Genomic DNA, 15,363 nt, shown 5'->3' with positions numbered 1-15,363 from the left:
TTCTAGAATATACTACCTATTCTAAAGCTAAAGCTAGTCTTATCACCGTCATCTCCTTCTGGAGCATAACCATAATCCAATCCTAATTGACCAATTGGAGTATTAAACCTAACTCCAACCCCAGTAGAATAGTTGACATCGTTTAGACTAAATTTATTATCTTTAAAGGTTCTTCCAGCATCAGCAAAGATTACCCCAGTTACACTATCTGCAATACCAATTCTATATTCTATATTAGTCAAGAATAGGGAATCTCCTTCAAAACCATCTTGATCTTTATAATGATCATAAGAATAACCCCTTACCCCATCTAACAGACTCTCTCTTAAATAAAAGTCTCTAGTCTCAGGTAAATCTCCATTACTTCCTCCTAGTTTTAGACGAAATGCCCAATTATTATCCTCTCCAGAAGGAATATACTTACGAATATCAGTATAATATTTACTGAAGCTTGCATCTCCTCCTAGTACGCCACCAGCCCTTTCAAAGGAAATCTCTTGACGACCTCCCTCTTTAGGAGCTAAAAAGTTATCTCTAGTATCACGAATTGTTCTAAAAGTTGCACTTCGAATATTTTCATCAACTTCATAAAACTCTCCTGTATCATCATCTTCCTCTAAATATTCACTGTCTTCATAATTAAACTTCAAGTATGCCTTTGTATCTTCAGCAACAGTTCTTCCTATAGTAATACTACCACCTTTTTCTTTAACATCATTATCATTACTATCTTCTCTAACAGTATTATATAAGTTAAAGTTAAGGCTATTTTCTGTCCCAAAGGCCCATGGTTGATAGAAGCCTACCTCATAGGTATTCGTACTTCCACCAAATTCCCAGTTTAACTTGACACTCTGTCCACGGCCAAATAGATTATCCTTCTCTAAATCAATCAGACCTGTCAATCCAGATGATGAACTATATCCACCACCAATACTAAAGGTACCAGTCTTTCCTTCTTTAAGGTTAATCACTAAATCTACAGCTTGTCTATCCCCTTCAACAGCTTTATAATCAGGCTTTACCTCCTCAAAGAAACCTAGATTATAAATCTTTCTTAAATCCTTCCAGACTTGATCAATATTAAAGACTTGCCCTTCTTCAATGGATAATTCTCTTCTGATAATATACTCCTTAGTTTTACCATCAGTATTGATAATTATATTATTAAGTCTACCCTCATTTATAGTTATATACAATTGATCTTCTTCTTTAATTGTTAAATCTACAACTTTAGCCAAAATATATCCTTCTTCACGATAATACTTTTCAATCTCCTGCTTAGCTTTCTCTAATTCGTTTAAATTTAACAGTTGACCTGTCCTAATTCCAATAATCTCTTTTAACTTCTCAGTAGAAACCTCATGATTTCCTTTGATATTTATCTGAGATAATTTTGGATTCTCAATTACCTCAAAGATTAACATTACTCCACCCTCATGGTTTTTAAAGGAAACCTGTATATCAAAGAAATACCCCAAATCAAAGATTGACTTCATATCTTCTTGTAATTGTTGATTTGATATCTGATCGCCAACCTTTGTACTGATCTTCTCCAAAATCTCTTCATCTTTAATCTCTTTATTCCCTACTACTTTAATAGCAGTAATGATATTCTTGTTATCTATAGTTTCTGCCATTAATAAGCCACTATTTAATAATACTAGGATTAAAGATAAGGCTATTATTCCCATCTTTTTATACATAAAACAACTCCCCCTTGCTTTAATTTTATCACAAATAACTAAATAATCCACAAAATTAGCGAGTTTCACAGTTATAGAGATTATAGTAAATAATATCTTCAATGAAACCCGCTAGAATATCTAAAAGTCAAAACTTGCTTCTAATCCTAATTGATATTCTTCTTCACTATCATACTGTCCATTGATGACTAAATTATCAAACCCTTCACTAAAATGATATTCAAAACCATAAGTGTGTTCCTCTTCTATTCCGAAGACATGTTCATATTTTAACATCAAGTTATCTGTAAGAAACTTAGCCAATTCAATTCTAACATCACCACTTAAAATTGATTTAATTCTAAACTGATCTAAATCTAAAGATTTCTCAAAGGACTTTTCTACTTTAGAAATCAATTCTAACTGTAAATTTTCATCAATCAATCTCCACATCTCACTTTTTAATGCTCCCTCATAGTCTTTCTCTAAGAAGCTTCCAATTCCTCCTTGGCTAGTTAATAACAGAATGATTTCTTCTTCGGGTAGCTCTGGTTTAGAGTAGATATCAGGCTCCATTTGAGTAGCCACTCCATTTAAGTCGAGATAGATTTTAACATCATTAAATCCAGTTCTAGCTTTTATCTCTGGAGTAGCTTCCACCTCTGTAGTAGCTCTTACTTGTAGATTAGGAACCAAGTCATATTTGTTAAAGGTAGCAGTACCTTTATCTAATTCAAATTCTGTATTATAATAACTGACTTGACCATTAGTAGAGTCCAATCTACCAATCAACTCTAAGCCTTGTTCACCATTTCTTAGATTCAAGTTTCCAGATTGAATTAAAATATCTATATTATCATTACCTACCCTTACATTCTTGCCTGGAACAAGCTCTAAGTCAAAGCTTGGTTGAACTAATGGAGCTTGATTACTCTTCTTAGAAGTCGGCCAATCAAGACCTAAATCAATATGACTATCATGAACTAGTAATTTTCCTTTAATCAAAGGCTTAGCAAAAGATCCTGTAATTGATATATCCCCATCACCCTTTGCTTGTACAAATCCATGTTCAAAGGCTATATCCTTTCCAGAGAACATAATATTATAATTTGATGGTCTAATACCATCTAGAGCTATGTCTCCTTTGATATTAAATCTTCCTTCACCATAACGGCCTTTAACATCTTTAATAATAATCTCTTCTCCAGTTAAATCAACCTTTCCAGATAGATTATTTATATCTCTATCTAATATCTTTGGATAAGAGATATTACCAGAAACAACCTCTGCACTACCAGTCAATCGAGGTGATTTCCAATCTCCTGATAAATGGATATCAGCCCTTCCTTTTCCAGTTGCTGATTTAATATCAGATAGTACTAACGGTAATAGACTTAGATTTCCTTCTTCTAGACTCAAATCAAGATTAAATTCCTCAGATGAGCGCAAGGGAATATCACCTGCAACCCTTACAATATTATTCCCTTTGACCTGTAAAGTCTGGTTTAAACTAATCTTATCACCATTTATCAAGTTAACTTGACCAAGTAATTGTTCATAAGAAAATTCATTAACCTTACCATCAGTTACCTTGATATTAGACTTCAAATTCAATCTATCCAATGTTCCAGTAAGCTGACCTGTCAAATTAAGTTTCCCTTTTAGTTGATAAGGGATTAATTCTAGGTTATTGATTAAAGAAAAATCAAACTCTTTAGCTAACAAGTCAAGATTAATATCATTATTAACTATATAGTCTCCTTTAATATCTAGATAACCTATATCATTGTTATCAGATACCAATAAATCTAGATTAAATACTGGCCTGTTAATAGGACCAGATGCTCTAACTTGACCTGCAAATTTATAAGGTAAGTTCAGCTCATAAGGGATAAATTGATTTAAATAAATAAGATCCCCCTGTTCAACACTGAGCAATATACTATCAATTCTCTTTTTAGCTATATCTAAACTTCCATTCATCTTATAGACATTTTCTAGACTTTCTAATAATAAATCTGTTAGATATAGATGTTGGTCTTTATAGCTAAGCTTAGCTGAAATATCACCTAAATTAGCATCATTGACCTTAATACTCTTACTGTTAACCTTAGCTACTACCTTTAAATCAGAAATATCTCCATATACTCTACCTTCAACTTTACTATCTCCTGTTACTCCAATCTTCTTTAAATCATAATAATTTATATCCTCTAGGTTAAGTTTATCACTGCCAAAATTAATTTCCAAATGATTATCTAGATAATTACCATTAGCCACTAATTTAGTATCATTGTACTCAGTCTCTAACTTGTCAATAAGCAATTCACCATCACGATAAGCATACTCTAAATTGGCAGTATCAAAGTTCTGACCATAAATTCTACCATCACTTAATGATAGCTCTCCTTTTAAAGTTAACTTAGGATAAATAGATTCAATTATAGTCCTTCCTTGAGCAACACCTGAAAAAGGTAAATCTATATCTAAAATATCTAATAATCTCTCTACCCCAATCTCTTTTGTATCTAAAATGATATTAGATTTATTACTTACAAAATCTAAACTTCCTGATAGCTTACTTGCTAATGCAAGTAATCGAACATCTTCTAGGTTTAATTTATTATTACTAAAACCAACATTACCGAAGACACTACCTATATTAAAATCATCATAGGTTAAGCTATTAATCATAAATTTACCTTTAAAATTGGGATTTGCAATAGTTCCTCTTACCTCACCACTCAAATCAACAATACCTGCCAGTTCCTTTATCTGATGAATCGTATTTAGTTCCTTCAAATTGATATTGTTCCCTCTTAAAGATAGATTAAGCTTTCCATCTAAGGTAAGCACTCCTTCCAGATTAACCTTAGTATAATTTGAGGTTAATTCTGTATGATTTAGAAACAATTTGCCCTCAGTCAACCAGAAGTTACTCTCTAAGCTATCTAAAGTATAATCTCTAACAGAACCATCTGTTAAATTAATACTACCTAAAATATTCAATTGATTTTTATCAAAACCTACACCTGAAACCATAGCATTACCATTAATCAACCCTGTTCCATCTAACTGATAATCGAACAGTTTATCTAAATCAGCCAAATCTATATTATTAACATTAGTAGATAAAATATAGTTTAACTCTCCATCTGTAGCTATAGTTCCTCTACCATCAACACTACCTTTACCATATTTAAAGCTTAGTTGTTCTAAATTAATTACCTTATCCTTGTAAGAAAACTCACTAGTAAATTCAGTTAAGGTAGAATCCTCAATCAATACTTTATCCATCATAACTTTAGCTGTTATACTAGGATTTATCAGTTCTCCTTTAACAATGCCTGAAGCTTGGGCATTACCCTTTACTTGCAAATCATCATAGGATAATAATTTCGTTAACTCCTCTAATGGAATATCAGTCAACTTATATTCTAAATTAAGTTGGGAATTCTTCCAATTAAATACTTCACCAGTTACTTCAATTGGAAAACTCTTATATTTAGCAACTAATTTATTGACCTTAATTCCATATCTATTGATTCCAAAATATCCTTCTATCCCTGTAATATTGATATCATCTTTAGAGATAGACCCATCATTTAAACCTAAAGTAATAAAATAATTAGGTGTTTTACCTAATACACCTTTAATACTTGCCCTACCTGTTATATCACCATTAAAACTGATATCTTCTAATTGCGAAGTATCAAACTTATCTTTTAAGTTAGCTAATTTAACCTTATTAAAAGTAAGTTCTCCTTCATAATCTTTACCTTTTAATCTTCCTCTTAACTCCAACTCTTCTTCTGATAAAGAATTTAATTTAGCTTTTAGAGCAAATTTAATCTCTTTAGCTAAATCTACTTGTCCAGAAATCTCAGTCAAGCTATCTTGTAATTGAGAAGTATTATATTCAAGCTTACCTTGCTCAATATAAATTGGGAAATCTAGCTCTAAGCTATTCTTACTCTCCGTCTTATCTGAAGAAGTAAACTGATCAGTCAAAGAACTGAAATTCCAATCTTCCTCTTTTGTAATCATAATATCAGGACGAATAATCCTAATCCTTGTAATACTTTTGAGAGGATTAAATGATTCAAAGATAAGATCTCTAATACTATAACTAACCTCTAATTCCTTAACCTCTAATAGATCACTAGCATTATCACCTTTAATCACAACTCCCTCAATTATAATCTTATTTATTCCTTTAATTTTAATATCTTCAATTTTGATATCTACTGGTAATTTCTTATCCAAAAGATTTATAACTTTAACTTTTATCTTATCAGATAACAGCTTACTATTGGTATATAACAGATATGATGAAGTTGACAACATAAAGAATAAGATTGCCAACACTATGATCTTTCCCTTGTTAGACTGCAACACTTTCAAATTCATTATCCTTTTCCTCCAGTCTAATCCAAACTAATTTAATAATATTACATTTTAATAACTCTTGCAATAGAATCTACCAGTTATTTATTGATATAAGTAAAATATCTTGCTATATAAGAAAAACTCCTCTAATCGAGGAGCTTTTTTAGTGATTATTCATTTTTTTCTTTGGTTGTAATTTCTATTTCTTTCATTAATGATCCTTCTAGCACATAATTGGTATCAACAGCTTTCTCTGCAAATTCTACAGGATCTTCTGTTGTTTCTTTGACTTCTTTAGCTTCTTCTTCTTTTACCTCTTCATTTTTAACCTTCTCTTCAGAACCATCGATATTACTTGGTGGTGTATATGAAGGTCTTAACTCAATCACAAATTGATTATTCTTATTCTGCTTTTGATAAACCTCGATTAACTCATCTAAACTCTTAACAAGATTAGATTTTGAGCTCTTTTCCTCTTCCTGTGGCGCAAAGCGATTCAAGTTTGCTTCTTGACCACTGAAGACATGTACCTCCAACTTCCCTTCTTTTACATCCTCTGGTATCTCTAATTTAACCTTCTTAGTTATTAAATTATCACGATAAGGTCTTAATGTAATTTCAGCTTCTATCTCTTCACCAGGTTCTGCCTTTTCTTTATCTAATTTAATCTCTTCTATCAAAGCTACTTTAGCTTCTTTCTCAATATCAATATTGAATTTAATATTAGCTAAATTAACTTTTGTAAAAGGATTATGAAGAATTAGACTTAAACCTTGTAAAAAATCACTTAAAGATGTAGCAGCAATATCATTAGGACTATAATATAAATTCTCTAAATTAATAATATGCTCAGGTAATTTATTACCCAAAATTTCTATACTTACTTTCGCCGTACCTTCACCTGTTCGATCCATGGTACTATCAATTGCTTGTAATACTGCTGATGAAGCCAATCCTTCTATTAAATCTTCATTCTGTACTATCTGTAAGTTATAGGTCTCTTTTTTATTTAAATCATGATCAAAAATATTAACTTCTAAAGGAACTACATTAGGAAATTCATTTACCCTTCCTGCTATCCCAGCAGTTCTATCTTGGCTAATAACCCCCTTAAGTTCTCCTGGTGAACCAAGTTTAAAGGGCATTTTGATACTAGTTACCATCTGATGAATATAAGCAGAAGACAATAGATAGTTTACACTACCTTTAGATAAAAAGGGATGTCCAAAGGCCAAAATCCTATCTCCCTCACGATAAGTTACTGTACCAATAGCTGATACATTAATATCTCCTCTAACCAACTGTACCGCTACAGCACTGCCTGGTTCTAAGTCAGTATCTTCAGCTACAGATGATAACCCTCCTCCATTAACCGCTACTAAATCATAACCCTCTAAGCTTTTAGCCAGTCTATCTTTAGCTCTACCTTTGATTCCACTTACCATTAGTGGAGTAGATACAGGAGTAGCTAACATAGTCTGCTCATCGACTACTTTTTGAGAATTTTTAGTAAAATATATTCTCTTATACTTTCTATCACCTATTTTAATCGGTTCTTTTAAATCTATAACATCTTTATTCTTTATCTTTTTCTCTAATTCAAATATATCTAACATACTTTCTATTGGAGTTACCATACCAATCTTATGATCAGCTAATTGCCATCCATAACCTACTGCTCCAACTAATTTCCCATCGATATAGACTGGACTACCACTCATTCCTGAGGCAATTCCACCAGTTCTATCTATTACTGGACCACTTGTCTTAACTAAAATTAAATCCTGACCAGGCTGATCTGTTAGTACACTAACCACCTCTACATTAAACTCTTCAATCTTATTACCTCTTAATACTGTTTTTCCTATACCCTTCATCCCAGGTTTAATATCTGATAACGACATGATCTCTGTTTTAGCTATAGCTATATTTGACACAGCGATACATAGTAGCAATATAGCAATTACCTTTAAGGTTATTCGCAATAAAATCCCATCCCTTCTTATAAGACCATTACCTTACTATCTAGTTTTACCTATATTTATATAAATATAGCTATTAGTCATGATTTATTACTAAGTTGCTGATAAATCATTTCTGCTATTCCTAATTCATTATTTTTCGCAGCAGATTTAGAAATTTCATTATAGTACATATCTTCAAAAATTTCTTTACTCATTCCACCATCCAATAAATCTGATTTGAAGACAGAACTTCTCATCTGCTTAAACATCATATTTATAAAGATAGACTCAAACTCTTGACTGACCTTTCTCAATTCCTTATCTTCCTTTGGTTTTCCTCCACCTTCTTCAGACCTATCTACTTTTTTAGCTAATAGTTTCTTGAATTTATTATCTGCATCAATCAAATTATTCTGCTTTATCTGCAGTTGGTTAATAGAAAAATCAGAATTTATTTTCATCAATAATCACAACCTTACATAATTTCTAATTCAGCATGTAATGCACCAGCTTGTTTAATTGCTTGTAAAATGGCAATAATATCTCTAGGACTAGCACCCACAGCATTTAATCCCTTAACCACATCAGAAATACTTGAACCCTTTGGTAAAACCATCAATTTTTTATCTTCTTCAGAAACATCAACTTGAGTATCTTGGGTAGTTTGAGTTTGACCATTTGATAGAGGATTTGGCTGTGAAACATTATCTTGTGTCGAAATAGTTACTGTTAGATTACCATGGGCTACTGAAACCTTTGATAGACGGACATTATGCCCCATAACAATAGTTCCTGTTCTCTCATTAATAACAACTTTGGCTTCTGTATCTGGTCTAACTTCTAATTGCTCAAGTCTAGAGATAAAATTAACAACTCTATTATCATAATAATTAGGTATTTTGATCTCAACTTGACCAGCATCAATCGCCTCAGCATAATAACCACCTTGTGGAGTATAACCAAAAGTTCCATTAATTACATCAGAAATTCTTTGTGCAGTAGCAAAATTAGGATTGGCTAAAACCAAAGTAACATGCTCATTAGTTGTAAAGCTCATAGGAACTTCTTTTTCAATTAAAGCTCCATTAGGAACTCTACCTACTGTGGTATGGTTCTGCCTTACTTGATTTCCGCCACCACCTTCGTTAAATCCCCCTATAGAAACAGGTCCTTGTGCTACTGCATAGACTTCATTACCTCCTGGTCCATGTAATGGAGTCATTAATAAGGTTCCACCTTGTAAATTGTCAGCATCACCAATAGAAGACAAGGTAACATCAATCTTACTTCCTTCATGAACAAAAGGAGGTAAAGTAGCTGTTACCATAACTGCTGCCACATTATCCATACCCAACTCTTCAGGGTCTACTATAATACCAAAATTGCTTAGCATATTCGCTACTGATTGTACTGTAAACTGACTACTATTACCATCTCCAGTTCCATTTAAACCAACTACCAGACCATAACCTAATAACTGGTTATCTCTAACTCCCTTAATTCTAGTAATATCCTTAATCCTAACTAAAGGATCATCAAGACTCTCTTGATCTGGGGTCAGGGCTAAAACAGACCCACTAAGAACACATATAATTAAGATTGTATAAAAAAATCTTTTTATCTTCTTCATCTTATCCTCTCTCCCTAGAAGAACCAATCTAAAATTCGATTGATAATACCTGGTCTTTGCTTATCACCAATTGCTCCTTTACCTTCATAATGAATATTAACATCAGCAACATAAGTCGAATCGATTGTATTATCAGCACTAATATCATCTGGTCTAACAATTCCTGTCATCTCCACTTCTTGCTTTTCACTATTTATAGTAATATGTTTTTTACCACTGATTTTGAAGTTGCCATTAGGTAAGACCTCTACAATCTGTACTGTTATCTTAGTATCTAAACTCCCACTACGACTTGTAGATCCAGTAGCACTATTAGTATCACTTTGATTGACACCAAAAGCTTTGATAAAGTTTAAGATACCAGTTCCAGCACCTACATTAGCCTGGCTACTCTGAGCTGCATCTGTACTTGCCTGTTGGCTTGCTGTAGTATTCTCCTGAATAATTATAGTTAAAAGATCTCCAACTTCATTAGCTTTATCATCTGTATATAATGATTCAGAATTATCATTCCATAAAGAATTAGCTTGAACATTATTGTTTAGTAGGAGCAAAGCACTAAATATTACAAATAACATACCTTTAACTAACCATCCCTGTTTAAACATTCTTCCACTCCTCTTTAATTGATAAGAACTTCTACCGTATCCTTAGCAATAACCTTAGCCCTAATTGTCTTTCTACTATTTATATTCTGAACTTTAATTATCTCTCCAAAATTCCCTTGTTGAAGTGACTTACCTACAGTACTTACCTCAACACCACCCACTTTAGCAACTATGGTTACCTCTTTCCATCTCTCTACCAGAGGTGGCATCTCTACCATACTCTTTAATAAAGGGCGTCCTCTATCCAAAGATATCTTCATTTTCTTACCATTTAAATCAGTATTAATATCAATAAACTGATGATTTAATGTATTAATCAATCTTTTCTTTATTTCAAATAAATCACCACTGATAAATTGGTCTTTTTTAATCTGTTTTTTTGCAACAAAGACCTTCTGTAAAATACCTACTTTATACTGGATATAGACCCTTCTATAAACCCTATCATCAATTATTATTTCTACAGGAATAGTAGTAGTACCTACTAAACTTCTCTGATAAAATTGGCCTATCTCTAATCTTAAATCACCATAAGGAACCATTATATCTTGAGGAGGATTTATTACATCAACCTCAATTTCTTGGGGACTATAGGGTAAAGAATCATAAATATAGTCCTTACCCAAAGCAATTAATTCATTAATCGATAGTTCCTTATAATCAGATATCACTGTGAATTGATAGGGTATATTAAGATTTACCTTAGTTAGATTAATCTTTAATGCCCTTAGAGCATAAATCACTTCATCGCGATAAACAACTCTTTGATATCCAGGTAGAGGTGCTTGTCCTAAATTAACATCATTCACCTTATTTTTGAAAGTAGCATCTCCACTTATAGAGGCAATATCATTTAATTTAATATTTACTCCCCTTACCTTAACTCTATTAGGGATAACTACCCCATTATTAGCGGCTAAGACACCAGTAGTTATTATCAAGAGTAATAAAAGCAGACTTACAACTGTTATTTTATTTCTCATTATTTAACCCCTATCTTCTTAGTGAGTTAGCTTGTTGTAACATCTCATCAGAAGCCTTAATAGCTTTAGAATTAATTTCATAAGCTCTTTGGGCAGCAATCATATCTACCATCTCTTCTACAACCTTAACATTTGAACTTTCTAAGAACTTCTGAGCGATAGAGCCATAGCCATCTTGAGCTGGTATGCCAAGCATAGCCTCACCAGAAGCAGCTGTTGCCTTGAAGATATTCTGTCCCATACTTGTTAACCCTGCTGGGTTAGAAAAGTTAACTAACTCAATCTGTCCAGCATCTTGAGGTTCATCATTGCCTGGTTCTAGATAGGATACCATCCCTTCTTCATTAATCATAATCTCTTTAGCACTAGCTGGAATGTTAATTACAGGTTGTAGTAGATAACCATCAGAAGTTACTACCTGACCATTACTATCTAATTTAAAGGAACCATCTCTAGTATAGCCAGTACTTCCATCTGGTAAACTAACTTGGAAGAAACCTTTACCTTCTATAGCCAAATCTAGAGGATTTTCTGTAGATTGTAATGGCCCTTGTCCAAATAACTTTTGAGTAGCTGCTGGACGAACACCGTGACCAACCTCTATAGATGTAGGTACTTGTGACCCCTGACTATTAGGTGTTCCTGCTTGTCTTAAAGTTTGATACATCAAATCTTGAAAGCTTACCCTTGATTTTTTAAACCCACTAGTATTAACATTTGCTAAATTATTAGAAATTGTATCCATGTTAAGCTGTTGAGCCCTCATTCCTGATGAAGCACTCCATAATGATCTAAGCATCTCTTTACTCACTCCTTAATAATTTCTATATAAGTATATTTATCTTTAATTTAAAAATAATTTTAATAACTTATTTACCCCTTGCTATACTTTCCCTACTTCATTAACTGCCTTACCTATAGTATCATTATGAGCTTGCATTACCTTTTGATCAGCTTCATATAATCTACTATTATCAATCATTTTAACCATCTCTTGTACAGCATTGACATTAGACCCTTCTAAGAAGCCTTGTACGATCTCTCCTGTAGCTCTAAAAGTTCCACCAACTTTTGGCCCTCTTCTAAATAATGTATCTCCTTCTTTAATCAATCCTGACTTATTAGCAAAACTTACAATTTGAATCCTATCTAAAATCCTACCATCAACTACTATATTATTGCCATCTAGATTGACTTTACCTCCATTAGGAACCTGTATTATACCACTTTCCCCCATAACTAGATCACCCTTTTGAGTAACAACTTGTCCTTGATTATTTAGTGTGAAGTTACCATTACGAGTATATTTTATACCTTGTGGAGTCTGAATAGCAAAGAAACCTTCACCTTTTATTGCCCAATCAAAAGTATTTTCAGTCTCTTTAAAACTACCTGTATCAAAATCATTGGCTATCCTATCTATCCCTACTCCAGTACCAACTTTTCCTATAGTAGTGACATTATTATAAATCTTATTTAATAATTTATTAGAAAAAGACTTTTCAATTGTTACCTGCTTTTTATATCCTGCTGTATTGATATTGGCTAGATTATTAGAAATAGTATTATTCTTCAATAGGGCATTCTCCATACCCGCTGCAGATGTATATAAACCTCTTATCACATAAAGCCCCCCTTTCTCAATTAACCTTATTTATTGAATTATACATTTAAATCAAAAATCCTTTATATTAATTGAATTAAAAAAAAAAGAGATTGGTATAACTACCAACCTCTCGACATTAATTAGATATTTTCTCTTTTAAGTATTTTTTTCTAGTAGCCTCTCCACCTCTAAAGTGCCTTTCAGATTTATTATATTCTAGAATACCCTTTATTTCATCAGCTAATTGAGGATTAATCTTATCTAACCTTTCAGTAATATCTTTATGAATGGTACTTTTGCTGACCCCAAATACTTTAGCAGCCTGTCTTACTGTTGCTTTAGTTTCAATTATATATTCAGCAACTTCCATTACTCTACGATAAATATAATCTTTCATTAACTTGTCCTCCTTAAAAGTTCAAATCTTAATATATACATATGATATTAAGGAGGACAATTATTCTAAAAAAAGTAAATTATTTTAAATATTGTAAAGGGGATATTCTCTTTTCTTGTCCATCTTCTACTTTAATTACTTCAAAGTGGAGTCTGCTCTGATCACTTAGTCCACTATCACCAACTTCACCTACTGCTTGACCTGTATTAATTTTCTCTCCTTCTTCTAGATAGGCATTCTGTAAATTTCCATATAAGGTTTTAAAATTATCATTGTGTTTAATAACGACAGTTGTACCTTGGTAATCATCTTTAATTACCTCTTCTACTATACCAGCTTGGACCGCTTTAATCTTTGTACCTATTTCGGCTTTAAAGTCTACACCACTATTAAACTTCCATGCATCTAAAACTCTGTCTTTATAAGGTTCATTCCAAGATAAGATAATATCACTGTCAATAGGCTTAATTAAACTACCAAAAGTTTTAAGATTTGTTGGCTTAGCTGTAACCTTGATAGCTGGAACATCTTCTTCTACATCAACATTATCATCTTCAGCATTGTTTAAAGTCGAAGGTATAGTAATCTCTTCCCGATCTAACTTATAATTATCTAAATTATCATCAGCATCTATTATCTGCACCTTTGCATCCTGCTCCTTGCTACTTGTTCTTTCAAAGTGTGGTTCTTCTGTTAATGAAAAATAATTTTGCTGATAAACGGCATAGATACCACCTAAAACCATAAAAAAACTAATTACAAATAGATAAATCCACTTCCATGATTTTAAGCCTTTAATCTGATCCTTTAACTTAATCTTCTTTTTGTCTAAAATAATAGAAAAGGGCCATTTTTCAAATTTTTTACTCATTAAACTCACCTCCAAAATTATAATATCCAGAAGTGAGTTTTTTATACATGTAGTTAATAAATTACCAAAATATTTTTAATTGGGTCTTTGGATAATAATGTAATAATATCTCTTTGAAATTATATTTATTCTTTGCCATTCCATTAGCACCATACTGGCTCATACCTACACCATGACCATAGCCAGAAGTCTTAAGCTTTAAAAATTTCCCCTCTCTTTTTATAGTAAAGTTAGTAGAAGGTAGCCCTAACTTCTTCCTAAAGTCTTTACCCGTAAAGAATCTATTACCTATCTTTAAGCTTAGTACCCTATGACTAGAACTTCTTTTTATTATCTTAATATTGTCTAAATCTCTCTTTTCGAGATCTAATACATGGCAAATATCATTAATAGAGTAAAACTTCTGCTTGCTATAATAAGGCGAGGACTCTTCATAATAGCTAGGTACACTCTTTAAATAGGGTACAGAATTGCCCCAAACAGCTACTGCATCTTCTGTATAATCTCCACTACTTGAATGATATACTGCACTAATTAATTTATTATCATACATTAATACCAAACCCTTAGTCTCTTCAACTGCTGCTGATACCTTTGACCAATAGAAGATATATTTGTCCCCCCATCTATCTTTTAGCTCCTTCTTAGAAAGCCATGCCTGGTCACGGTTACTGTCAGTAGTTAATTCTTTAGATTTTAATTTTTTGAGAGTATAGGTTCGAGCTGCTACAGCTTGAGCTTTAAGAGCCTCTATCTCAAATTTAGCTGGCATCTCAGCAGCAACTACTCCTTTAAGATATTCATCTATATCTAATTTCATATAATTTTCTGTCTTAATGTTATAGATATCTATTTTATATTGATTAAAGTGGAATATATTTAAAGAAACCACAATAAAAGTCGGAATAATAATTATAGATATTAAATTAAAAATCATAATAAATAATATTATTTTCCTCAATATCCCTCCTCCTAATAAGCTAATTACTAATATTTATGTAAGAAGAGTACTATGATATTATAGAATTAATTTACAATTAATTCTAATCTACAACTACTTATTAAGATTTATTAGTAATTATATTAGTGAGATTTAAAAATATCTTAATAGAGAGAGTGTGCGACACTTTCGAGTTGATAGTTGATAGTGTGTAGTGGATAGTTAAAAGACTAAAAACCTATGTTTAAATGATTTTGAACTTAACTGTCAACTATCAATTATCAACTATA

Annotated in this window: 12 protein-coding genes; all 12 read right to left on the bottom strand. The window is 32.1% G+C overall.

Annotated features, from left to right (window positions below; all coding sequences use genetic code 11):
• Nucleotides 1-2 precede the first annotated feature (2 nt).
• A complete protein-coding gene (locus ACTCDL_RS02965) occupies nucleotides 3-1,706 on the bottom strand; it encodes a BamA/OMP85 family outer membrane protein (RefSeq protein WP_463173889.1) in 1,704 nt (567 codons plus the stop codon).
• A 120-nt stretch (nucleotides 1,707-1,826) separates the two neighbouring features.
• Complete coding sequence (locus ACTCDL_RS02960; RefSeq protein WP_463173887.1) at nucleotides 1,827-6,095, bottom strand: translocation/assembly module TamB domain-containing protein; 4,269 nt, start codon at nucleotides 6,093-6,095, stop codon at nucleotides 1,827-1,829.
• Nucleotides 6,096-6,244: 149 nt separating this feature from the next.
• Nucleotides 6,245-8,059: a SpoIVB peptidase S55 domain-containing protein gene (locus ACTCDL_RS02955; protein ID WP_463173885.1), complete on the bottom strand. Its 1,815-nt coding sequence runs from the start codon at nucleotides 8,057-8,059 to the stop codon at nucleotides 6,245-6,247.
• Between the two features lie 77 nt (nucleotides 8,060-8,136).
• Nucleotides 8,137-8,499, bottom strand: coding sequence for a rod-binding protein (locus ACTCDL_RS02950; RefSeq protein WP_463173884.1), 363 nt, complete (start codon nucleotides 8,497-8,499; stop codon nucleotides 8,137-8,139).
• Between the two features lie 14 nt (nucleotides 8,500-8,513).
• A complete protein-coding gene (locus ACTCDL_RS02945; RefSeq protein ID WP_463173882.1) occupies nucleotides 8,514-9,668 on the bottom strand; it encodes a flagellar basal body P-ring protein FlgI in 1,155 nt (384 codons plus the stop codon).
• 14 nt (nucleotides 9,669-9,682) lie between these two features.
• Nucleotides 9,683-10,276 (bottom strand): flagellar basal body L-ring protein FlgH, encoded by a 594-nt coding sequence (locus ACTCDL_RS02940; protein WP_463173880.1) that lies wholly within the window; start codon nucleotides 10,274-10,276, stop codon nucleotides 9,683-9,685.
• Nucleotides 10,277-10,290: 14 nt separating this feature from the next.
• The gene (flgA, locus tag ACTCDL_RS02935) at nucleotides 10,291-11,259 is read right to left on the bottom strand and encodes a flagellar basal body P-ring formation chaperone FlgA (RefSeq protein WP_463173878.1); all 969 of its coding nucleotides are present in this window, start codon (nucleotides 11,257-11,259) and stop codon (nucleotides 10,291-10,293) included.
• Nucleotides 11,260-11,269: 10 nt separating this feature from the next.
• On the bottom strand, nucleotides 11,270-12,058 hold the full coding sequence (gene flgG, locus ACTCDL_RS02930; RefSeq protein WP_463173877.1) for a flagellar basal-body rod protein FlgG: 789 nt from the start codon (nucleotides 12,056-12,058) through the stop codon (nucleotides 11,270-11,272).
• 84 nt (nucleotides 12,059-12,142) lie between these two features.
• A complete protein-coding gene (locus ACTCDL_RS02925) occupies nucleotides 12,143-12,883 on the bottom strand; it encodes a flagellar hook-basal body protein (RefSeq protein ID WP_463173874.1) in 741 nt (246 codons plus the stop codon).
• A gap of 118 nt (nucleotides 12,884-13,001) precedes the next feature.
• Nucleotides 13,002-13,262: a sporulation transcriptional regulator SpoIIID gene (gene spoIIID / locus ACTCDL_RS02920; RefSeq protein WP_463173873.1), complete on the bottom strand. Its 261-nt coding sequence runs from the start codon at nucleotides 13,260-13,262 to the stop codon at nucleotides 13,002-13,004.
• Between the two features lie 79 nt (nucleotides 13,263-13,341).
• Nucleotides 13,342-14,133, bottom strand: a complete 792-nt coding sequence (locus ACTCDL_RS02915; RefSeq protein WP_463173871.1) for a peptidoglycan DD-metalloendopeptidase family protein — start codon at nucleotides 14,131-14,133, stop codon at nucleotides 13,342-13,344.
• 61 nt (nucleotides 14,134-14,194) lie between these two features.
• Nucleotides 14,195-15,094: a stage II sporulation protein D gene (gene spoIID / locus ACTCDL_RS02910; RefSeq protein WP_463173870.1), complete on the bottom strand. Its 900-nt coding sequence runs from the start codon at nucleotides 15,092-15,094 to the stop codon at nucleotides 14,195-14,197.
• Nucleotides 15,095-15,363 lie beyond the last annotated feature (269 nt).

The organism is Orenia sp. (assembly GCF_055140805.1).
The sequence above is the reverse complement of the archived record's forward strand: the minus strand, read 5'-3'. Positions and strand labels throughout refer to the sequence as shown.